The sequence below is a fragment of the Streptomyces sp. NPDC001668 genome, assembly GCF_042893155.1.
Taxonomy (GTDB): domain Bacteria; phylum Actinomycetota; class Actinomycetes; order Streptomycetales; family Streptomycetaceae; genus Streptomyces.
In genome coordinates, this window is the sequence record NZ_JBIAUQ010000005.1 from 213,815 (window position 1) to 235,223 (window position 21,409).

General features: G+C 72.2%; 20 protein-coding genes. 12 read left to right on the forward strand and 8 right to left on the reverse strand.

Annotation, left to right across the window (positions count from 1 at the left end):
* Nucleotides 1–93 precede the first annotated feature (93 nt).
* Nucleotides 94–777, forward strand: a complete 684-nt coding sequence (locus tag ACFYZ8_RS17585; RefSeq protein WP_388532070.1) for a DUF305 domain-containing protein — start codon at nucleotides 94–96, stop codon at nucleotides 775–777.
* A 10-nt stretch (nucleotides 778–787) separates the two neighbouring features.
* Here the strand turns inward: ACFYZ8_RS17585 and ACFYZ8_RS17590 are convergent, their stop codons facing one another.
* Nucleotides 788–1,258, reverse strand: coding sequence for a DUF6214 family protein (locus tag ACFYZ8_RS17590; RefSeq protein WP_388530283.1), 471 nt, complete (start codon nucleotides 1,256–1,258; stop codon nucleotides 788–790).
* 157 nt (nucleotides 1,259–1,415) lie between these two features.
* On the opposite strand from ACFYZ8_RS17590, the gene ACFYZ8_RS17595 reads away from it, so the two are divergent.
* Both ACFYZ8_RS17595 and ACFYZ8_RS17600 read left to right on the forward strand, forming a co-directional pair.
* Complete coding sequence (locus ACFYZ8_RS17595) at nucleotides 1,416–2,750, forward strand: FAD-dependent oxidoreductase (RefSeq protein WP_388530280.1); 1,335 nt, start codon at nucleotides 1,416–1,418, stop codon at nucleotides 2,748–2,750.
* Between the two features lie 68 nt (nucleotides 2,751–2,818).
* The gene (locus ACFYZ8_RS17600) at nucleotides 2,819–4,207 is read left to right on the forward strand and encodes a nucleobase:cation symporter-2 family protein (protein WP_388530277.1); all 1,389 of its coding nucleotides are present in this window, start codon (nucleotides 2,819–2,821) and stop codon (nucleotides 4,205–4,207) included.
* Here the strand turns inward: ACFYZ8_RS17600 and ACFYZ8_RS17605 are convergent.
* From ACFYZ8_RS17605 to ACFYZ8_RS17615, 3 genes are all read right to left on the reverse strand, one after another.
* On the reverse strand, nucleotides 4,127–4,417 hold the full coding sequence (locus ACFYZ8_RS17605; RefSeq protein WP_388530274.1) for an ArsR/SmtB family transcription factor: 291 nt from the start codon (nucleotides 4,415–4,417) through the stop codon (nucleotides 4,127–4,129). The genes ACFYZ8_RS17600 and ACFYZ8_RS17605 overlap by 81 nt on opposite strands.
* A 139-nt stretch (nucleotides 4,418–4,556) precedes the next feature.
* Nucleotides 4,557–5,849: a PHB depolymerase family esterase gene (locus tag ACFYZ8_RS17610; protein WP_388530271.1), complete on the reverse strand. Its 1,293-nt coding sequence runs from the start codon at nucleotides 5,847–5,849 to the stop codon at nucleotides 4,557–4,559.
* Between the two features lie 26 nt (nucleotides 5,850–5,875).
* On the reverse strand, nucleotides 5,876–6,199 hold the full coding sequence (locus ACFYZ8_RS17615) for a hypothetical protein (RefSeq protein WP_388530268.1): 324 nt from the start codon (nucleotides 6,197–6,199) through the stop codon (nucleotides 5,876–5,878).
* Nucleotides 6,200–6,556: 357 nt separating this feature from the next.
* Here ACFYZ8_RS17615 and ACFYZ8_RS17620 point away from each other — a divergent pair, with 357 nt between their 5' ends.
* Both ACFYZ8_RS17620 and ACFYZ8_RS17625 read left to right on the forward strand, forming a co-directional pair.
* Nucleotides 6,557–7,534 (forward strand): polysaccharide lyase family 1 protein, encoded by a 978-nt coding sequence (locus tag ACFYZ8_RS17620; protein WP_388530265.1) that lies wholly within the window; start codon nucleotides 6,557–6,559, stop codon nucleotides 7,532–7,534.
* Between the two features lie 48 nt (nucleotides 7,535–7,582).
* A complete protein-coding gene (locus ACFYZ8_RS17625; RefSeq protein WP_388530262.1) occupies nucleotides 7,583–8,386 on the forward strand; it encodes a pectate lyase in 804 nt (267 codons plus the stop codon).
* Between the two features lie 106 nt (nucleotides 8,387–8,492).
* Here ACFYZ8_RS17625 and ACFYZ8_RS17630 read toward each other — a convergent pair whose 3' ends face one another.
* Nucleotides 8,493–9,251 carry a PaaX family transcriptional regulator C-terminal domain-containing protein gene (locus ACFYZ8_RS17630; protein WP_388530259.1) on the reverse strand — a complete coding sequence of 253 codons (759 nt, stop codon included), beginning with the start codon at nucleotides 9,249–9,251 and terminating at the stop codon, nucleotides 8,493–8,495.
* Nucleotides 9,252–9,314: 63 nt separating this feature from the next.
* On the opposite strand from ACFYZ8_RS17630, the gene ACFYZ8_RS17635 reads away from it, so the two are divergent.
* Nucleotides 9,315–10,979 carry an acyl-CoA dehydrogenase family protein gene (locus ACFYZ8_RS17635; RefSeq protein ID WP_388530256.1) on the forward strand — a complete coding sequence of 555 codons (1,665 nt, stop codon included), beginning with the start codon at nucleotides 9,315–9,317 and terminating at the stop codon, nucleotides 10,977–10,979.
* A 136-nt stretch (nucleotides 10,980–11,115) separates the two neighbouring features.
* Nucleotides 11,116–13,137 carry a HEAT repeat domain-containing protein gene (locus ACFYZ8_RS17640; RefSeq protein ID WP_388532068.1) on the forward strand — a complete coding sequence of 674 codons (2,022 nt, stop codon included), beginning with the start codon at nucleotides 11,116–11,118 and terminating at the stop codon, nucleotides 13,135–13,137.
* Between the two features lie 92 nt (nucleotides 13,138–13,229).
* Here the strand turns inward: ACFYZ8_RS17640 and ACFYZ8_RS17645 are convergent, their stop codons facing one another.
* Nucleotides 13,230–13,817, reverse strand: a complete 588-nt coding sequence (locus ACFYZ8_RS17645; protein WP_388530253.1) for a hypothetical protein — start codon at nucleotides 13,815–13,817, stop codon at nucleotides 13,230–13,232.
* Between the two features lie 286 nt (nucleotides 13,818–14,103).
* Between ACFYZ8_RS17645 and ACFYZ8_RS17650 the strand changes: the two genes are divergently transcribed.
* The 4 genes from ACFYZ8_RS17650 (at nucleotide 14,104) to ACFYZ8_RS17665 (ending at nucleotide 17,950) form a co-directional block, all read left to right on the forward strand.
* Entirely contained in the window at nucleotides 14,104–15,189 is a 1,086-nt protein-coding gene (locus ACFYZ8_RS17650) for a WD40/YVTN/BNR-like repeat-containing protein (protein ID WP_388530250.1), read from the forward strand.
* Between the two features lie 72 nt (nucleotides 15,190–15,261).
* Nucleotides 15,262–15,939, forward strand: coding sequence for a uracil-DNA glycosylase (locus ACFYZ8_RS17655; protein ID WP_359028302.1), 678 nt, complete (start codon nucleotides 15,262–15,264; stop codon nucleotides 15,937–15,939).
* Nucleotides 15,936–16,931, forward strand: coding sequence for an N-acetylglucosamine kinase (locus ACFYZ8_RS17660; protein WP_388530247.1), 996 nt, complete (start codon nucleotides 15,936–15,938; stop codon nucleotides 16,929–16,931). The genes ACFYZ8_RS17655 and ACFYZ8_RS17660 overlap by 4 nt, the downstream gene beginning before the upstream one ends.
* Nucleotides 16,932–17,026: 95 nt before the next feature.
* Nucleotides 17,027–17,950 carry a hypothetical protein gene (locus ACFYZ8_RS17665; protein WP_359028300.1) on the forward strand — a complete coding sequence of 308 codons (924 nt, stop codon included), beginning with the start codon at nucleotides 17,027–17,029 and terminating at the stop codon, nucleotides 17,948–17,950.
* A 79-nt stretch (nucleotides 17,951–18,029) separates the two neighbouring features.
* Here ACFYZ8_RS17665 and ACFYZ8_RS17670 read toward each other — a convergent pair whose 3' ends face one another.
* Entirely contained in the window at nucleotides 18,030–19,061 is a 1,032-nt protein-coding gene (locus tag ACFYZ8_RS17670) for a lactonase family protein (RefSeq protein ID WP_359028299.1), read from the reverse strand.
* Nucleotides 19,062–19,194: 133 nt separating this feature from the next.
* On the reverse strand, nucleotides 19,195–20,682 hold the full coding sequence (locus ACFYZ8_RS17675) for an FUSC family protein (protein WP_388530244.1): 1,488 nt from the start codon (nucleotides 20,680–20,682) through the stop codon (nucleotides 19,195–19,197).
* A gap of 210 nt (nucleotides 20,683–20,892) precedes the next feature.
* On the opposite strand from ACFYZ8_RS17675, the gene ACFYZ8_RS17680 reads away from it, so the two are divergent.
* The gene (locus ACFYZ8_RS17680; RefSeq protein ID WP_359028297.1) at nucleotides 20,893–21,369 is read left to right on the forward strand and encodes an Lrp/AsnC family transcriptional regulator; all 477 of its coding nucleotides are present in this window, start codon (nucleotides 20,893–20,895) and stop codon (nucleotides 21,367–21,369) included.
* Nucleotides 21,370–21,409 lie beyond the last annotated feature (40 nt).

Sequence of the window (21,409 nt, forward strand, 5' to 3'; positions counted from 1 at the left end):
TTTCCTCCCTGTGCCGTTCATGTGGAACGGTTCACGCGTCACCGCAGTATCGTCTTCACCATGCACAGATCAACAGAGGGCAACGAACTGTTAATGAAAGGACCACGGGTGACCACTGTGCTTTTTCGTCGCGCGCCCCTGCTGACGGCGGCCCTGGCCGCCCTCGCAGCCCTGGCCCTCGGGGGCTGCGACTCCGGCGCGGACCCCAAGTCGGCCTCGGCCACCGGGCCTTCGGTGCTGGTGCCGGGCGAACCGGGCGAGGCCAACCGCACGCTGTCCGCTCAGGACGCCGAGGAGCAGCGGTCCGACGACGACACCCCCAACTCGGCGGACGTCACGTACGCCCGGATGATGATCACTCACCACGCCCAGGCCCTGGAGCTGACCGAACTGGCCCCGGACCGCGCCGAGTCGGCGAGGCTCAAGGCGCTCGCCGTGCGGATCTCGGCCGCCCAGGGACCGGAGATCGCCGCGATGCGGGCCTGGCTGAAGGAGCACGGCCAGTCCGAGAAGAGCGACGGCCACACGCACGCCACGATGCCCGGCATGGCGACCGAGACCCAGTTGGAGAAGCTGCGCGCGGCGAAGGGGAAGGCGTTCGACCAGCTCTTCCTCACCCTGATGATCACCCACCACGAGGGGGCGATCACCATGGCGACGGACGTGAAGGGGCAGGGAAACAACGTCCGGATCGAGGAGATGGCGGACGACGTGGTGGCCCAGCAGACGAGCGAGATCAACCGGATGCGGGACATGCTCCGAACGTCCGGCGGATGAACCGGTCTGTTCAGCGCCGTGCGTGACGTGGTGTCAGGAAGCCCGCGTCACGCGCCTGGGAGATGAGCCGGAGCGACTTGCGGCGGCTGTGCCCGGTCGCGCACATCACGGCGAGGACCGGGTCGACTCCGTCCTCCTGGGCGGCCCGGTACTCCTGCGCGATCAGCCAACGCCCCTCCATGCCACGCGGCCAGGCGGGGCGGGCACGGCGCGGTCCGGCCTCCTCGGCCTCCCCCTCGGGCTCCACTTCGGGCTCCCTTCCGCAAGCGGCGAAGAGCGGCCCCTCGATCCAGTCCGCGAGCGCCCCCAGGTCGTCGAGCGAGAGGGCGGGCACCGCCCGTACGTCCTCCAGGGAGACGCCCTGCCCGGCCACCACGGCGAGCGCGTCGACCCGGGCGCCGTCGGGGAAGACCAGCCGGACGTGGAACCACGCCGTCGCGCCGTCGCCCTCCCGCACTTCCCACGCGGGCCACACGGACACGCTGCCGTCCGTCGGACAGCGATCAGAAAGATTAAGAAAGGATGCTTCTAGCACACACGCAACGTAACCGCATGATCACATTCCATACGAACGGACACGCGGACTCCTGGCTCGCAGCACCCTGTGAGCGCAGCGGCGATGGTGCGATCCTGAAGGTATGCGTGTCGCCGTCGTCGGCTCCGGGCCCAGCGGGTGCTACACCGCCCAGAGCCTCGTCCAGCAGGATCCCGACGTGCTCGTCGACGTCCTGGACCGGCTGCCGTGCCCGTACGGACTGGTGCGCTACGGCGTGGCACCGGACCACGAGAAGATCAAGTCGCTGCAGAACAGCCTGCGGGCGATCCTGGAGCACGAGCGGGTGCGGTTCCTCGGCGGTGTCGAGATCGGCCCGGGCGGGGTGTCCGCCGCGCGGCTGCGCGAGCTGTACCACGCCGTGGTGTACTGCGTGGGCGCCGCGACCGACCGGCACCTGGGGATCCCCGGCGAGGATCTGCCGGGCAGCTGGTCGGCGACGGAGTTCGTGTCCTGGTACAGCGCGCATCCCGACTCCACGGCCGACGGATTCGTGGCCGGAACCCGGTCGGCGGTGGTCATCGGCGTGGGGAACGTCGCGGTAGACGTGACGCGGATGCTGGCACGCGGAATGACGGAGCTCAGCCCGACCGACATCCCGCATCCGGCGCTCACCGCGCTGGCGGCCAGCCGGGTGGCGGAGGTCCACATGGTGGGTCGGCGGGGCCCTTCCCAGGCCCGCTTCACCACCAAGGAGCTGCGCGAGCTGGGGTCCCTGCCGGACACCGAAGTGGCCGCACGCGCGGAGGAGCTGGCCCTGGACCCGGCCTGCCTCGACCCCTCTGCCCTGCCGGCGGCGCAGCGCCGGAACGTGGAGGTGCTGCGGGGCTGGGCGACCGGCCCGTCACAGCCGTCCTCCCGCAGGATCTCGTTGCGCTTCTTCCTGCGTCCCGTCGAATTCCTGGCCGACGGCGGCCGTGTGGGCGCGGTGCGCTTCGAGAGGACGGTGCCGGACGGGCGCGGCGGAGTGCGCGGGACCGGTGAATTCGAGGAGATCGAGGCCCAGTTGGTGCTGCGCTCGGTGGGCTACCGGGGAATGCCGGTGGAGGGGTTGCCGTTCGACGCGGAGAGCGGCACGGTCCCCCACGTCAACGGCCGTGTCGTGCACGGCGGTTCCGCCGTCCCGGGAGAGTACGTGGCCGGCTGGATCAAGCGCGGCCCGACAGGAGTGATCGGCACCAACCGTCCGGACGCCAAGGAGACGGTGACCTCGCTGATGGAGGACGCCCCCGGGCTCGTACACAAAGAACTGCCCGGGGATCCGCTGGAGGCGCTGCGGGCAGCGGGGGTCGAGCCGGTGGAGTGGGCGGGGTGGTGCGCCATCGAGCGCGCGGAGGCGGAGCTCGGCGCGTCGCTGGGGCGGGGCGTGGTGAAGCTCCCGGACTGGCAGTCGCTGCGCAGCGCCGCCCACGGCTTCTAGCGACGCCCTAACGAACCGGCAACACACCCGAAATCAACAAACTGTTCAACGCGCTTACGGTCTCGGACATGGCCCAAACCTCCCCTGTGCACCCCGTGGACGAAGTACCCCCGGTACGACAGCTCACCGCCTTCGGCCTCCAACACGTCCTCGCCATGTACGCCGGCGCCGTGGCCGTCCCCCTGATCGTGGGCAGCGCGATGAAGCTGTCGCCGGCGGACCTGGCGTATCTGATCACCGCCGACCTGCTGGTGTGCGGTATCGCCACGCTCATCCAGTGCGTCGGCTTCTGGCGCTTCGGCGTACGCCTTCCGATCATGCAGGGCTGCACCTTCGCGGCCGTGTCCCCGATGGTCCTGATCGGCACGACGGGCGGCGGACTCCCCGCGATCTACGGCTCGGTGATCGTCGCGGGCCTCGCGATCATGCTGCTCGCTCCGGTCTTCGGCAGGCTGCTGCGCTTCTTCCCCCCGCTGGTCACGGGCACGGTGATCCTGATCATCGGTGTCTCCCTGCTGCCGGTCGCGGGCAACTGGGCGGCGGGCGGGGTCGGTTCGGCCGACTTCGGCGCGCCGAGGAACATCGCGCTGGCCGTGTTCGTGCTGGCGGTGGTGCTGGGCGTGCAGCGGTTCGCGCCGGCGTTCCTGAGCCGGATCGCGGTGCTGGTCGGCATCGTGGTGGGCCTTGTGGTGGCCGTCCCCTTCGGGTTCACGGACTTCGACGGGGTCGGGGACGCGGACTGGGTCGGCATCAGCACGCCGTTCCACTTCGGGGCGCCGACCTTCGAGTTCTCGGCGATCGTGTCGATGCTGGTCGTGGCACTGGTGACGATGACCGAGACGACCGGTGACCTGATCGCGGTCGGCGAGATGACGGACCGCCGGGTCGAGCCGCGCTCCCTCTCCGACGGCCTGCGCGCCGACGGCCTGTCCACCGTCCTCGGCGGCGTCTTCAACACCTTCCCGTACACGGCGTACGCCCAGAACGTGGGCCTGGTCGGCATGACCCGGGTGCGCAGCCGCTGGGTCGTCGCCACGGCCGGCGGCATCCTGGTGCTGCTGGGCCTGCTGCCCAAGCTGGGTGCGGTGGTCGCGGCGATCCCGGCGCCGGTGCTGGGCGGGGCGGGCCTGGTGATGTTCGGGACGGTCGCGGCGAGCGGCCTGAGGACGCTCACCCAGGTGGACTTCAAGGGCAACAACAACCTGACGGTGGTGGCCGTCTCGGTGGCCATGGGGGTGCTGCCGGTCGGCGTGCCGACGATCTACCAGAAGTTCCCCGACTGGTTCCAGACGGTGATGAACAGCGGTATCAGCGCGGGCTGCCTGACCGCGATCGTGCTGAACCTGCTCTTCAACCACCTGCCCTCAAGGGCCGGTTCAGCCGCTCCCGACCCGGACGGCCTGGCGGGCGGCGGCGTCGAGGAGGGTGTCGAGAAGCCCCGGGAAGAGATCGTCTAGCGCGCGCAGCACCCGGAAGTGGTGGGTGGTCGTCGACTTGGTGACGGGCAGATCGAAGTGCGAACAGGAGAGCTCGCCGTCGGCCGCGGCGAGCTCTCGCGCGATCCGCAGGCGCCCCGGGTCGGACAGGGCGTGCAGGATGCCCTCCAGCCGGATCTCGCCGCGCTCGGGGTGCGGGAGGGCACGACTGCTGACGGCGGGGGAGGTCACGGCGGCTCCACTTCTCCAGGCTTCCCGGGGCCCTGCGGACGCGGGGGCCGGCCCTCGGGACCAGTGCCACCGGTCGGTCTGAGCGTCGCTCCCGGCACCGCCTTCGGCGCGCTCGCCTCGCCTGACGGCCGACCGCCGGTCAACTCGCCGTACAAGCGGTCCCGTTGAGGCTGAAGCTTCCCGGCGCCGCACTGTTCCCGCTGTGGTTCGCCTGATAGCCGATGCTGACGCTCGCGTTCGGCGCGATCGTGCCGTTGTACGTCGCGTTCGTCGCCGTCACCGCGCCGGAGGCAGGACTGTAGGTGGCGCCCCAGCCGTTGGTGATGGTCTGGCCGGTGGGGAGGGTGAAGGCGAGTTGCCAGCCGTTGATCGCGGTCGTGCCGGTGTTGGTGAGGGTGACCGAGGCCGTGAGTCCGGTGCTCCAGGCGTTGGTCGTGGCCGTCACCTTGCAGGCGCCCGGCTGTGGTTGAGGCGCCGGGCCCGAACTGTCGAGGCCGAAGAAGGTGAGGGCGCGGGCGGCCATCCCGCCGGCGTAGAGGTTGTGGCCGACGCCCTGGAGGCTGACGGCCTCGACGGGGGCCCGGTCACCGGTGGCGCCGTAGCGGGTGCGGGTCCAGCCGGACTGGGGGGTGTCCGTGGCCGCAGGGGTCTGGCTCACGCCGAGGACGTTCGTCCACTGCTTGATCTCCTCCCCGAAGTTGGGGTAGCGCAGCACGTCGTCCTCGGTGCCGTGCCACACCTGCATGCGCGGCCGGGTGCCGTTGTAGCCGGGGTAGGCGGCGCGTACCAGGTCGCCCCACTGCTGCGGGGTATGGGTGATCGTGCCGCCCGAGCAGGCGCTGTTCCACTCCGAGCCGTCGGTCGTCGCGAAGCAGCCGAAGGGGACGCCGGCGAAGGCCGCGCCCGCCGCGAACACGTCCGGGTAGTCACCGAGCAGGACGTTCGTCATCATCGCGCCGGAGGAGATGCCGGTGGCGTAGATCCTCGCGGTGTCGGCGGAGTAAGTGTTCACCGTCCAGTCGATCATCGACTTGATGCCGACGGGGTCGCTGCCGCCGCCCCGCTTCAGCGCCTGCGGCGAGGACACGTCGAAACACTTGCTGGAGCGGGTGACCGAGGGGTAGATCACCACGAAGCCGTAGGTGTCGGCCAGTCGGGCCCACTCGGTGCCGTTGTACATGGCCGGTCCCGAGCCGGTGCAGTAGTGCACGGCCACCACGACCGCGGGGTGCGCGGTGACGTTGTCCGGCACGTACAGGTACATCTGGAGATTGCTGGGATTCGTACCGAAGCCGGTGATCTCGGTGAGGGCCGCCGTGGGGACGGCCTCCGTGCGGGCCGACGCGCCGGGGGCGGCCACGAGCGCCGCCGCGAGCAACGACAGCAGGGCCAGCAGCACCGAGCGCAGCGGTCTCCTGGGGGTGGTGGACATGTCCTTGCCCCTCTCTTTCGGACGGATCAGCGGGATGAGTCGGTCTGGGTCAACAGGGCCGGCCGGCAACGCGGTTGGGGGTGACTGGCGCTTGCGGACGGCTGCATGCCGCGGGTCGTCTCGCCGTTGCCGATGTTCCCGGCAACGCCCAGGAAGGCCAGGGGCACATCGGCCGCCCGCGGCCGGCCCGCGTCGCTCGGGGGAGCGAGGCTCCAGGTGTCCGCGCCGTCCGCGGTCGTCATGGGGACATGCCGTCGGCCCTCGTACCGGAAGCCCCTCCCGGCCTCGGCCCCGGTCATGACTCCCAGGACGAGCAGGCTGAGCATCAGGGCGCTGACGAACGTACCCATGTGTGGAACCGCCACCGGCTCACCCCTCTCGGAAGTCCTCGGAAATCTTGCGGAAGGGAAGCCTCCGGCGAGCATGGTGGCATGCACATGGCCACCATGGAAGCGCTCCCACACATCGAAAGAATTCGCTCGCGCCGACCGCCCCCCTCCCCCACCTGGGTGGCCGAATGTCTTCTGCGCAAAGCGTTGACCAGAAAGCGCTTACCCTCTACGTTCCGTTCAGCGATGTGATCGGCCCACCCCACTGGGCTCCCGCATCGCCGCTCTGCACTGTGTACAGCGTTCAGCATGACGAACATTCTTCACGTACATGTCCAACCAAGCACCAGGCAGGCACCACGAAGGGACGCACCCCGCATGCGTACTCGCCCCCCACGTACACACACGCAAAGATCCGCTCTGGCCGCCGGTGCGGCCGCGCTCGCGACGGCGGCCGCCCTGGCCGTTCCGCAGCCGGCCGGGGCCGCCGAGACCTCCCCCATCGGTTTCGGCGCCGGGACCACCGGCGGCGGCAGCGCTTCAGCGGTCACCGTCTCCACCCTGAGCGCCTTCAAGGCGGCCGTCACCGGAAACACGGCGAAGGTCGTCAAGGTCAGCGGACTGATCTCACTGAGCGGCAGCGTCGACATCGGCTCCAACACCACCGTGCTGGGCGTCGGTTCGTCGTCCGGGTTCACCGGCGGCGGGCTGCGGCTGAAGAAGGTCACGAACGTCGTGGTCCGCAACCTGAACATCAGCAAGCCGCTCGCGCCCGCCGACGGCATCGAGGTGCAGGCCTCGACGAAGGTGTGGATCGACCACAACTCCTTCTCGGCGGACCGCGATCACGACAAGGACTACTACGACGGGCTGCTGGACATCAACCACGGCTCGGACTACGTCACGGTGTCGTGGAACACCTTCAAGGACCACTTCAAGGGCTCGCTCGTCGGCCACAGCGACAACAACGCGAGCGAGGACACCGGCCACCTGAAGGTGACGTACCACCACAACTGGTTCAACAACGTCAACTCGCGCATCCCGAGTCTGCGCTTCGGCACCGGGCACTTCTACGACAACTACGTCGTCGGGGCCGAGACCGCCGTGCACTCGCGCATGGGCGCCCAGATGCTCGTGGAGAACAACGTCTTCCGCAGCACCGGAGTCGCTGTCACCACGAACCGGAACAGTGACGTGGACGGTTACGCCAACCTGCGCGGCAACGACCTCGGTGGAGCCGCCACCGAGATCTCGCAGGTCGGCACGTTCACCACCGCTCCGTACGGCTACACCGCCGAGCCCGCCTCCTCCGTCGTCGCCTCGGTGACGGGCGGCGCGGGCGCCGGAAAGCTCTGACCACCCCCCAACCAGTCCACCCCCCGACAAGGAAGAAGGATTCGGGACATGACTTCTTCGGCACGCCCACGCGCGCGTACCCGCGCGCTGACGGGAGCCGCGGCCGCGTTCGGCCTTTCGGCTGTCATGATCATGACACTCAACGCGCCGACGGCGAGCGCCGCCACCTGGCCCACGGCCAACGGCAGCCAGGCGGTCTCCTCGACCATCGAACTGTCCGGCACCAAGGACTACGGGATGAAGCGCCTGTACGGCACGGGCGACCTCGGCAGTGACAGCCAGGACGAGGACCAGGGTCCGATCCTGAACCTGGCCGCCGGCACCGTCCTCAAGAACGTCATCATCGGCGCCCCGGCCGCCGACGGCATCCACTGCGCGGGCAGCTGCACGCTGCAGAACGTCTGGTGGGAGGACGTCGGCGAGGACGCGGCGACCTTCCGCGGCTCCTCGTCGTCGAACGTGTACACCGTCTCCGGCGGTGGCGCGAAGTCGGCCAGCGACAAGGTGTTCCAGTTCAACGGCGCGGGCACGCTCAACATCTCCAACTTCGCCGTGCAGAACTTCGGGACCTTCGTCCGCTCCTGCGGCAACTGCTCGACGCAGTACAAGCGCACGATCAACCTCAACACCATCGAGGCGACCTACTCGGGGAACAAGCTCGTCGGCATCAACACCAACTACGGCGACAGCGCGACCCTGAAGAAGATCACGATCGTGGGCGACTCCGGCAAGAAGATCGTCCCGTGCCAGAAGTACATCGGTAACAACACCGGCAAGGAGCCCACCACGAACGGCTCCGGACCGGACGGTACTTACTGCAAGTACGCGACGTCCGACATCACCTACAAGTAGCCGCTCGGCAGGTGAAGGCGGCCGTACGAAGCGTCCCCGCACGGCGCTTCGCACGGCCGCCTTGTCGTGTGCGCGGGGTCATGTACGCCATGTCATGTACGCCGTGTCATGTGCGCAGCCGGTCCTGCGGGACCGTCTCCGCCAGCTCGGCCTGATAGGCCGCGTACGCCGAGCGCAGTTCCGCGCCCGGCCAGCCGGGCGGCAGGAGCTCGGGCGGCAGCACCGGGTCGGTCAGCAGATGGCGTACGACCGCCGCGAAGCCGGTGAGCCGGTCCGCGGGCCGCTCCGCGCGGGCGACATGGGCGAGCAGCGCCCGGGAGTCGGCCGCCCAGGCGTCGAGGGGCCACAGGGCGGCGGCCAGCTCGGGTCCGGAGCCTTCGGGACGGGCCGTGCAGCGCTGAGCGATCCCGTCGAGGTCGTCGGGGAGAGCCCGGAGCAGGTTGGCGGGGCGCAGCCAGACGCCCTCGCGGAGTTCGGCGAGCCGGAGGACGGTCAGCCGCGCGCGCAGGTCGGCGCGTTCGGCCGGTCCGCGGCCCGTCGCGGTGATCACGACCATCTCCCAGTCGCCGTCCCACGCGCGCGTGCGGGGGTGCACGGAGTCGTCCTGGCGGCGCTGCCGGGCCAGCAGGCGTTCACTGAGGCCGTAGACGGTGTCGGCGCGCCGCAGGTCACCGGCGCCCACCATCCGGCTGAGCGCGGCACGCAGCGTGGAGCCGCCGACCCCGAACGGCTCCACCGCGCGGACCAGGTCCTTGACCGGCATCTCCGGCGGGTGCGCGCCGAGCAGGAGGCTCAGCACGACGGACCGCGCGGACAGCGGCCGCAGGTCGACCTCACCGGACTGCTCCGACACGTTCCTCCGCATGGTCACGTACTGTACGACCCCCTTCTTGTTGCACTATTGCTACGGCCGCAGACGAAGTGCAACATGGACTCCATGGTCTCCCTCTCCGCGCCGGAACAGTCCGCCACCCACTCCGTCACCAACCAGCCCCTTCCGCTGGCCCCCTACGACGCCTGCGACGACCCCGCGCTCCTGGAAGGGCTGCGCCGCGAGGGCGCCGACTGGGCCGAGGAGGGCATCCGGCGTCTCGGTCTGCTGGCCGGCAGCGCCGAGGCGCAGGAGTGGGCGGATCAGGCCAACCGGCACGAGCCGGTGCTGCGCACCCACGACCGGTACGGCAACCGGGTCGACGAGGTCGACTTCCACCCGAGCTGGCACCACCTGATGCGGACCGCCGTCGCGGAGGGACTGGCCGGTACTCCCTGGGCGGAGGACCGCGTCGGCGCTCACGTCGCGCGCACGGCGGGCGGCCTGGTGTGGGGGCACACGGACGCGGGCCACGGCTGTCCCACGTCGATGACGTACGCGGCGATCCCCGCGCTGCGCAGGGAGCCTGAGCTGGCGAAGGTCTACGAACCCCTGCTGACGGGCCGCGAGTACGAGCCGGAGCTGAGGGTGCCGACCGAGAAGCGGGGCCTGCTCGCCGGCATGGGGATGACCGAGAAGCAGGGCGGCTCCGATGTCCGGACGAACACCACGACGGCGACGCCCACCGCGGAGTCCGGGGTGTACACGCTGCGCGGGCACAAGTGGTTCACGTCGGCGCCCATGTGCGATGTCTTCCTGGTGCTGGCGCAGGCGCCCGGCGGGCTGTCGTGTTTCCTCGTCCCGCGTGTCCTGCCGGACGGCAGCCGCAACACCTTCCGCATCCAGCGCCTCAAGGACAAGCTGGGCAACCGGTCGAACGCCTCCTCCGAGCCCGAGTTCGACGCGACCATGGCCTGGCTGGTCGGGCCCGAGGGGCACGGCGTCAAAACGATCATCGAGATGGTCAACTGCACCAGGCTGGACTGCGTGATGATGTCGGCGACTCTGATGCGCAGGACGCTCGTCGAGGCGGGTCACCATGCCCGGTACCGCAGCGCGTTCGGCGCCCGGCTGATCGACCAGCCGTTGATGCGCAACGTCCTGGCCGATCTGGCGCTGGAGTCCGAGGCCGCCACCACCCTCACGCTGCGGCTCGCCGGCGCCGCCGACCGTGCCGTGCGCGGCGACAGCGGCGAGCAGGCGTTCCGCCGTATCGCCACCGCGGTCGGCAAGTACTGGGTCACCAAGCGAGGTCCGGCCTTCACCGCGGAGGCCCTTGAGTGCCTCGGCGGCAACGGCTATGTGGAGGACTCGGGCATGCCCCGGCACTACCGGGAGGCGCCCCTGCTGTCGATCTGGGAGGGATCCGGGAACGTCAACGCCCTGGACGTCCTGCGGGCGTTGCGCCGTGAGCCGGACACCGCTCAGGCGCTGTTCGGCGAACTCGCCCTGGCGCAGGGGGCCGACGCCCGTCTGGACGGGGCCGTCGCCCGGCTGAAGGACCTGTTGGCCACGGCGTCCGAGGCGGGCGCCCGCCGGCTGGTGGAGCACATGGCCCTGACCCTCCAGGCGTCCCTCCTCGTCCGGCACGCGCCGCCCGCGGTCGCCGACGCCTTCTGCGCGACCCGGCTCGGCGGCGACTGGGGGCACGCCTTCGGCACGCTGCCCGGCGCCGCGGACGTGGACGCGGTCCTCGGGAGGGCCCTGCCCGGCGTCAACTGAGGCCGTTCCGGGCCCGGATGGCGAGAACCGGACCACCTCCCTGTCCGGATCGCTCAGCGTCACACACTGATTCCGCTTCGTTGTCAGTCCCGTGGTGCAGACTCCGATCAGTTGGTACTTCGCCTGGGAGGACAACGTGTTCACGGGGATCGACGAGGTCGACTGGGCCTCGCTGCGGCATGCGTACGGCAGTGCGGGGGATGTGCCCGGGCTGCTGCGGGGGCTCGCCTCCGCGGACCCGGTCGAGCGGGAGACCGCCCTCGACGGGATGTACGGCGCGGTGCACCACCAGGGAGACGTGTACGACTCGACACTGGCCTGCGTTCCGTTTCTGCTCGCGCTCGTGGCGAGCGGGGAGGTGGCGGACCGGTCCGGCATCGTCGAACTCCTCGTCAGCATCGGCACGGAGAGCGCGAACCGGGAGGACGTCGTCGGGGGCGGTCTGCGCGCGCGGGCCCGGGTCGGATTGCGCGCGGGCGCCGAGGTGTTCGTCCGGCTGGCGGGGGACGCCGACCCCTCCGTCCGCCGGGCCGCCCCGGGGGCGCTCGTGCTGTTCCTGGACGAACCGGTCCGCGTCCTGGGCCTGTTGCGGGAGCGCTGCACACTGGAGCGGGACGATGGGGTCCTGAACGCCCTCACCGAGAGCCTGGGCCTTTTCGTACGCCGGCATCCCGGGCACGCGGCCGGGGCGCTGGACCTGCTCACGGCACAGAGCACCGCGCCGCACGCCCCCGGGCTGCGCCTCGCCGCTCTCGGCCAGCTCGCCCAGTGCGCCCCCGACCGGCTGCCGCCCGACCTGGTGGCGGTCGCCGTGGGGCTGCTCAGAGAGCGGTCGGCGCGGCGGTCCACCGGGCGCGACGGCGTCGGCTGCCCCCATTCCGACACCCTCGCGCGTCGGCTGCGGCGGTTGCGGCCCTCGGACGAGGAGGGCTCGCAGCTGCTGCGGACCCTGCACCGCGGGCTCGGTGACCGGCTCGACGAACGAACCGCCCTGCTGATTGGCCAGTTGACCAGTCCGGATGCCGTGGACCGGTGCAACGCGGTGTGGATGTCAGCGGGGCTGTTCCGTGAGTGGCGCGCCGAATGGGCGGAGCCGGTCGCCCTGATCGGCGCTCAACTGGCCACCGACGAGGGCAGGCTGCGTGATGCGGCGGTGTCCGTCCTGGAGGACCTCTTCGGCCTGGCCGCACCCGCCGCCGACGACCTGGCCGCCCTGGTGACCTCCCGGCCGGACCTGTGGACACGGCGCCGGCAGCGCGTGGCGCCGACCCTGGGCGGTCCACTCAAGGCCCTTGCCAGGAGCGGGGATTCCCGGGCGACGCCGGTACTGGCCGAGGTGCTGGCGGGGCCGCTCGTCCCCGACGACCTGGGCCGGGTGATCGGCCACCTGGGCCCCGCGGCGGCCCAGCTCGCGCCGGCCCTGCGCCGACGGCTCGGCGAGGTCGTGCCGGACTCCGCCGGGACCTTCGAGCGGGCGGTGCCGCTGTTGTCGGCGCTCACCGCCCTGGGCGACGGGGAGGCCGTACCGGAGGTGCTGCGGCTGTTGCGGGGCCTGCCGTTGCGGCTGCGGCTGCGGGACGCCGTGGTGGAGTCGGCTGTTCGGGCGCTCGACGCGTTCGGGCGAGGGGCGGCCACCGTGGTGACACCCGTGCTGCGCGAGCTCCTGGAGACGGAGTACGCGGCGGTCGCCGCGGGGGCGCTGTGGTCCGTGGCAGGGGACGCTTCGGCCGTACTGCCGGTACTGACCGGTGAGTTGGCGGACGGGAAGCCCGGGCGGCGAGCGGCCGCGACCGCGCTGGCGCGGCTCGGGCCCGAGGCGGGCGGGGCCCTCCCGGGGTTGCGGCGGATGGTCCGGGCGGAGGACCTGTGGGAGCGGGTGTCCGCCGCGTGTGCCGTGTGGCGGATCTCCGGGGACGGGGAGCTCGCCGCGCCGGTCCTGCGGACGGCCTGGACGGAGAATCCGTACACCCGCCGGACCGTCACCGCCTGTCTTGCCGCCCTGGGCCCTGTCGGAGCCCCGCTGCACGATCTCGTGCGTGCGGAACTGGCGGCCCGGCGACGGCATCTGGCATCGACGTCCGGCGGATACGGCAGCCAGGACGTGCTGGACGACGAGCGGTTGGTGCGGGCCTGCCGGGAGGTTCTGGGGGCCGGGTAGGGGCCACGGGGAGGGAGCGCGCCGCGGTCACCGGGTGCGGTTCGCGAGGTGTCACCCGCACACCGCACACCGGGCCGCCGCGCCCGCCGGCGTCACCTCCCGTCGGCCCGTCTGCCGCCCCACAGCGGTCCGAAGTGCGCCCAGTCCGTGTCCCACTGGTCGAGGCGGCGGCGCTCCATGCGGCCGCGCAGGACCCGGCCGCCCACAAAGGGCACGGCCGCGGTGCTGAGGCCGACCAGGACGCCGATCATCGCGGCGCGGATCCTGGCCTGGCCCTCGGTGGCGGGCTGGGTCATCAGGCGGCCCTGGGCGTCCGTCCAGACGGTGACCGCGGTGCCCTGGGTGCTGCCGGGGTCGACGCGGACCTGGCCCGTGTGGGCCGAGCCGTCGGCCCCGGTCCACGCCACCTCGCCCCACACCCGTTCGCCGCTCGACGTGCCCGGGTCGGCCGTGCCGGGGGCCTGCTCGGCGAGCCGGGCGACGACGGGCCGCCATTCGACCCGCTCCAGCGCCAGCTGATGCCCGACGGCCCGGTTCACCCCCAGACCGGCGAGCACCCCGGCCACCAGGGTGAGCAGCCAGGCACCGAGCACGACCCACGCCTCGAGGGCGTCGGCGCGGCGTCTGAGCGGGTTGCGCCGCCAGCGCCACAGCCAGACCTTGGGACCACGGAACGCCATCGAGGGCATCCTCCTCATGAGCGACGGGCGCACGAACATGCCGGACCGACCTCCCATACGGCAGAGCCCGCCCCGATGCTCACGGCTCACGGCGAGTTCTCCGTCACGACGATCCCACCGGCCGCCCGCCCGGTGCGGGCATCTTGGCGAAAGCCGCCCGTCAATCGCTGCGGCCGGTTACCATCCCCGCGCTGACCTGCGGTGAAGCCCTTTCCAGAGGTGACTGTCAGTGGCGGGGTGCAGACTGGCCGGTGTCTGGGACAAAGACGTCACGGAGGAGATCGGCATGACCGAGAAGCTGCTTGCCGTGGGCACGCGCAAAGGCCTGTTCATCGGGCGCGGGCGCGGCGGCACCTGGGAATTCGACGAGAGCCCGTATTTCAACGCGCAGGCCGTGTACTCGGTCGCGATCGACACCCGGGGCGAGCGTCCGCGGCTGCTGGCCGGCGGCGACAGCGCGCACTGGGGTCCCTCGGTGTTCCACTCCGACGACCTGGGCCGCACCTGGACGGAGCCTGCCCGGCCCGCCGTGAAGTTCCCGAAGGACACCGGGGCCTCCCTGGAGCGGGTCTGGCAGCTGCACCCGGCGGCGGCCGAGCCCGACGTGGTGTACGCGGGCACGGAACCGGCCGCGCTGTACCGCTCGGAGGACCGCGGGGAGAGCTTCGAGCTGGTCCGGCCCCTGTGGGAGCATCCGACCCGTTCGAAGTGGGTGCCGGGCGGCGGCGGTGAGGGCCTGCACACCGTCCTGACCGACAGGCGGGACCCGCGCGCGGTGACGGTGGCCGTCTCCACGGCCGGGGTGTTCCGCACCAAGGACGGCGGCGTGAGCTGGGAGCCGTCCAACTCCGGTGTCTCCGCGGTGTTCCTGCCCGACCCGGACCCGGAGTTCGGCCAGTGCGTCCACAAGGTCGCCCGGGACGCGGCCGATCCGGACCGGCTGTACCTCCAGAACCACTGGGGTGTGTACAGGAGCGACGACGCGGGCGCGCACTGGACGGACATCGGCGAGGGACTGCCGTCCACGTTCGGCTTCGCGGCGGCCGCCCATCCGCACCGCGGGGAGACGGCGTACGTCTTCCCGATCAACGCCGACGCGGACCGTGTCCCGGCCGGCCGTCGCTGCCGGGTCTTCCGCACGGCGGACGCGGGCAAGACCTGGGAGCCGCTCACCGCGGGCCTGCCGCAGGAGGACCACTACGGCACGGTGCTGCGGGACGCGATGTGCACGGACGACGCGGACCCGGCCGGCGTCTACTTCGGCAACCGCAACGGCGAGGTGTACGCCTCGGCCGACGACGGCGACAGCTGGCGGCAGTTGGCCTCGCACCTGCCGGACGTGCTGTGCGTGCGGGCGGCGGTGGTCGCGTGATCCCGGCCGGGTTACGCCGGGGCCTTGGCCACCGGTTGATCTCCGTCTGCCGTACGGCAGTAGGGTGACGCCGTGGCACCACGACCCTTGCATGAAATCGTCGAAGCCGGCTGGGCGAAGGCCCTGGAACCGGTCGCCGGGCAGATCTCCCGGATGGGCGACTTCCTGCGCGCGGAGATCGCCGCGGGACGCACCTACCTCCCGGCAGGACCGAACGTGCTGAGGGCCTTCCAGCAGCCCTTCGACGAGGTGCGGGTACTGATCGTCGGTCAGGACCCGTATCCGACACCGGGGCACGCGGTGGGCCTGTCCTTCTCGGTCGCGCCCGATGTCCGGCCGCTGCCCGGCAGCCTGATCAACATCTACCGGGAGCTGCACACCGACCTGGGGCTGTCGCAGCCGTCCAGCGGTGATCTGACGCCATGGACCCAGCAGGGCGTGCTGCTGCTCAACAGGGCGCTGACGACGGCTCCGCGCAAGCCCGCCGCGCACCGCGGCAAGGGCTGGGAGGAGGTCACGGAGCAGGCCATACGGGCCCTCGCGGCGCGCGGGAAGCCGCTGGTGTCGATCCTGTGGGGCCGCGACGCACGCAATCTGCGTCCGCTGCTTGGCGATCTCCCGTCCGTGGAGTCCGCCCACCCCTCCCCCATGTCGGCCGACCGCGGTTTCTTCGGCTCGCGTCCGTTCAGCCGGGCCAACGACCTGCTGGTCAGGCAGGGGGGACAGCCGGTGGACTGGCGCCTGCCGTGACCGGTGCGGCGGGGGCCGGCACGGGGGAGGGATTCCTCGCCGTCGACTCCGGCGGGTCCGGGCTGCGGGTCGTCCTGGGTGCTCCCGGCTGTGCGACCACGGCGCCGCGGGAGTCCCGGGTGCCGGTGCGTACGGGTCCGAAGGGGATCGATCCGGGGCATCTGATGGAGCAACTGGTCCCCATGGTGCGGGCGTTGCTGCCCGAGGCGGAGGTGGGCGGGCTCGGTACCGCCGTCGTCGGGGCGGCCGGTCTCGCGACCCTGGGTGACGCCCTGCGGGCCGAACTTCCCGCCGCGCTGGAGCGGGAGTTCGGGGTCCGGACCGTCGCGCTCGCCGCGGACGCGGTGACCGCCTACGCCGGTGCTCTCGGGCCGCGCCCGGGTGCGGTCGTCGCCGCCGGTACCGGTCTCATCGCGATCGGCACCGACCTCAAGTCCTGGCGCCGGGCGGACGGCTGGGGCCATCTGCTGGGCGACTGCGGGGGCGGCGCGTGGATCGGGCGGGCCGGGCTGGAGGCCGCGCTGCGAGCACACGACGGACGGCCCGGGGGCTCGGCGGCGCTGCTGGCTCTGGCCGAGGAGTCGTTCGGACCGGTGCGGGAGCTGCCCGCCAGGCTGTACCCGCGCACGGACCGGCCCGCCGTGCTGGCCTCCTTCGCGCCCCACGTGGCGGCCTGCGCCGGGCGCGACCCGGTCGCCGAGGGGATCCTGCGCGAGGCGGCCCGGCACATGGCCGACTCCGCGGCCGCGGTCTGCCCCGCGGAGGGCGAGACACATGTCTGCCTCACCGGTGGCTTGTTCAAGATGGATGCCGCGCTTCTCGTACCGCTTCAGGAGGAGCTGGCGCGACGGCTGCCGCACGCCCGGCGGGTCCCGGCCGCGGGCGGGCCGCTGGAGGGATCCGTACAGATCGCCACAGAACTCGCGCAAAGTTCGCTCACTCTGCCGGGAGATGAGTCGATGCTGTACGTGGTGACCCCAAAGAGGGGCTGAAGCGGACGTAACTCATCAGACAAAACCGGACGGATACCGCTCACCTGCACCCTCCCCGAACAGGGAAGCCCAGGAAGCCAGTAACATGCGTCGCCATGAGCTCCCCCACTGGGCCCGCGTCCGGCCTGCCAGTACGAATGCCGCGACCTCGCCAGCCCGGGCGGCACCGCCGACCCGAGCCGCTGGCGGCTCCCGAGGGCGCGCCCGCGCTCGTCCTCGCGGTGCCCGGCACGCCCGGCGCCGCCACGCGCAGCCTCGCCGAGGAGGTCGTGAGCATCGCCCGCTCCGAGCTGCCCGGCCTGGACGCGCGGATCGGGTACCTGGACGGGGACGACTCGGAGTTCCCCACGCTTCAGGCCGTCCTCGCCCACGCCGCCGACGAGCGCACCGCGCGGTACGAGCAGGCCAAGGCCGCCGGGATGGACGTCAAGGAGCCCGAGGGCCCCGTCGCCGTCGTCGTGCCCCTGCTCGCCGGCCCGGACGGCGCGCTGCTGCGCCGGATCCGCCAGGCCGTCATGGACAGCCGGATCGCGGCCGACCTCACCGATGTGCTGGGCCCGCACCCGCTGCTCGCCGAGGCGCTGCACGTGCGTCTGTCGGAGGCCGGGCTGGCCCGTGCCGACCGCGCCCGCCTGTTCGCCGTGACGACCGCCGCGGACGGCATCATCCTGGGCGCGGTGGGTGGCGAGGAGGCCGTGCAGGCGGCCGGGATCACCGGCATGCTGCTCGCCGCGCGCCTCGCCGTGCCGGTGATGGCGGCGGCGCTCGACCAGGACGGCTCGATCGCGTCCATCGCCGACCAGCTGCGGTCCTCCGGCTCTCAGCAGCTGGCGCTCGCTCCGTACCTGATAGGGCCGGAGATCGACCCCGCCGTGATCGAGGAGGCGGCCAAGGAGGCCGGCTGCTCCGCCGCCGAGCCGCTCGGCCCCTACCCGGCGATCGGCAAGCTCGTCCTCGCCAAGTACACGACCGCGCTGGGCATCGCCCCGCAGCAGGCACAGGGCGCGCCGGTGCGCTGAGCGCGCACCCGGCGGCCGCGACACCGAAAGGGCCCGCTCCATCCCTCGGAGCGGGCCCTTCGGCGTGCGTTGGACCGGATCAGCCGAAGACCACGCAGGAGGCGGCCGGTACCTCGATCGAACCCTCGTACCTGGGCAGGCCGGTCGCCGGGTCCACGGCGAACCAGGTCACCTCGCCGGAGCGCTCGTTGGCCACGTACAGGAATCCTCCGGACTGCGCCAGGGCCCGGGGCCAGCGGCCGCCGCAGATGACGGTGCCGACCAGCCTCAGGGCGTCGCCCTCGACGGCGAACGTGGACAGGACGTCCTCGCCCCGGGTGGCGGTCCACACGAAGCGGCCGTCAGGAGACGCGACGACACCTGACGGGTACGCGTCGCCCGCGGGGGTGCCCGCCAGCACGTGGACCTCGCTCAGGGGCTTCAGCGAGCCCTGCTCGGCGTCCCAGCGGCACACGGTGAGGGTCGGGGTGAGCTCGTTGAGGACGTAGGCGCGGGTGCCGTCGGGGTGGAAGGCCAGGTGGCGCGGGCCCGAGCCGGGGCGCAGGGCGATCTCGCGGTGCACGTCGAGCGCGCCGTCGGTCAGGGTGCACACCCGCACGGAGTCGGTGCCGAGGTCGACGCTGACGATCCACCGTCCGCTCGGGTCGGGCTGCACCTGGTGGGCGTGCGGGCCCTGCTGGCGAGACGGGTGCGGGCCCGAACCGGTGTGCCGGAGCACGCCGGAGGGGGCGCCCGCGAGGGAGCCGTCGGGGCGCAGCGGCAGGGTGGTGACGCTGCCGGAGCCGTAGTTGGCGGTCAGGACGTGTCCGGCGTGCACGGCGAGGTGCGTGGGCCCGTTCCCGTCCACGGTCACCGGCGGGCCGGCCGGCTCGGGCCGCTCGCCGGTCACCCGGTACGCGGCGACCGCGCCCTGGGCCGTCTCACTGACCGCATACAGCACGTCGCCGCGGGCCGACAGGGCCAGATACGACGGATCGGGTACGCCGTTCAGGCCGCTCAGCACCTTCAAAGCGCCCGTCTGCGGGGCCACCGCCGCCGTCACGATGCCGGGGCCTCCCGCCGCCGTGAACGACCCGATCCAGGCCCGTCGCCGCCCGCCGCCGTCTGCCACAGTCGTCCCCTCTCGGTCAGTGCCGTTCGGGGCGACGGTAGCAGTCGATCAGAACCGGTCTAGACCAACCCCGGTCTCCTTCACGGGGCCGTCACGGACATGGCGGCGTGGGTGCGGGCTCGCGGGCCCGGGCTCAGGCTCCCACCAGTGGCGAGCCGCTCGGCGCGCGCAACGGAGCCGCCAGTTCCGCCAGCGCCCGTTCCAGCCCGTGCAGATGGGCCAGTGCGGGTTCCTCGGCGAGGAGACGGTCCGCCACCGGGAGGTCCCGGCCCTCCGTGAGCGCCTCCACGGCTGCCTCCACCCGTCGGCACGCCGTGGTCAGACGGGCGTCGTGCGAGGCCTCGGGGTCGGCGGCGACCGCGACCAGGCCCCGGATCTCCCGCGCGCAGTCGTCGAGGAGGGCGAGGACACGCCGGGCGCGCCGCTTGCGGCCCCGCATCGGGTTGAGGGGGTGGACCAGCGGGGCCACCGAGAGGCGGACCCTGCCGAGCAGGTGCTCCAGTTCCCGGACGCGGCCGCCCGGGTCGGCGCCCGGCACGCCCGCGAGACGGGCCGCGGCCTCGGCGGTGCAGGCGTGGACGCAGCGCAGGGCGCGCTGGATCCAGGCGTCGGTGACGGCGTGGGTGGTGATCGGCAGGACGAACAGCACCGCCAGGACGGCCCCGACCGCGCCCACACCCGTCTCCGCGAGCCGCAGCGCCAGCAGGCCGGGGTTCAGGACGCCGAGGAGGCCGTAGAGGAGCTCGGCGAGCAGGGTGACCCAGAGCATCATCCACGTGTAGGAGACGGCGGCCGTGTAGAAGATGCCGAAGACGCAGCCGGCGACCAGGACGGCCGTGGGCGCCGGCGCTCCGTGCAGAGGTACGGCGACGAGGAGGCCGAGGCCGATGCCGATCACCGTGCCGAGGACGCGGCGGAAGCCGCGCACCAGGGTCTCGCCGCGCGAGGTGGTGTTCACGAAGATCCACCAGGTGGCGCCGACGGCCCAGTACCAGCGCTGACCGGAGACCAGCTGGCCGGCGACGAGGGCGAAGCCCGCGCCGGCCATGGCCTGGACCGCCTGGCGGGTGGTCGCACGGGCCAGGCCGGTACCGGCGGGCGGGGCGGGCACGGGGACCGGGGGCAGCCTGCGCTCGTAGCACCACAGGCCGAAGCGGACCGCGGCGGCGGTGAGCACGGACAGCAGGACGGCGGCGTAGAGCTCGGGCAGCCGGTCGGTGGTCGCGTGCAGGAACTGCGCCACGAAGAAGGTCATGAACGCGAAGACACCGAGGCTGTGTCCGCGCGGGCCCCAGCGCCGGGCGTACACGCCCGCGCCGACCACGGCGAGGAAGGTGAGGTCGCGGGCGACGGGGTGGGCGTGGAGTCCGGCCGCGGCGGCGAGGACGGGCAGGCCCACGGCGGGCAGCAGGGCGGTGGTGAGCGCCTGCCCCCGCACGGTGGCGTCCATGACGGTGAACAGGGCGAGCAGCGCGGCGAGACCGCCGGTGACGGCACCGGCGAGCGAGTGGCCCGCGAGGCCGCACACCACGACCGCGAGACCGATGCCGAGCACGGCCCGCGTGGCGAAGCGCAGCCGGACGCGGCCCGGGTCCGGCGCCATGAACACCCTCTTCAGCACGTACCGCCCCCTGAAACCCTTGTGTGCCGGACGCCCCGGCATGGAAAAGGCGCCGCGGGGGTCCGCAGCGCCATCGACGGGCTCATTGCAGCACCCTCGCCGCCGTCGGCTCAAGCGAGGTTGATTATGCTGGGCCATTGGTACAGCGAAAGCGGTCCTGGAGCGTCCAGCGACGGGCCAAAGGACCATGCGACGAGGAGGTCGTACGCCATGGCCGTGGACGAGCTCGACACCCGGATCCTGCGGCTGCTGCTGGAGCGGCCGCGGACAAGCGTGCGGGAGTACGCGCGGATCCTCGGGGTGGCGCGGGGCACCTTGCAGGCGCGGCTCGACCGGCTGGAGCGGGACGGTGTGATCACCGGTACGGGACCGTCGCTGTCGCCCGCCGCGCTCGGTCATCCGGTGCTGGCGTTCGTGCACATCGAGGTCACCCAGGGGCGGCTCGACGACGTGGGCGACGCGCTGGCGGCCGTACCGGAGATCGTCGAGGCGTTCTCGATCGCGGGCGGCGGGGATCTGCTCACGCGGGTCGTGGCGAGGGACAACGCGCATCTGGAGGACGTGATCCAGAAGGTGATCAGCCTGCCCGGAGTGGTGCGGACGCGCACCGAGGTGGCACTGCGGGAGCGGGTGGCGTACCGGCTGCTGCCGCTGGTGGAGTCGGCCGGGCGCGCTGCCCGGAGTTGATCTTGAAGCCGCCCGGGCCGGGGTGTGTGTCCGCGGAATC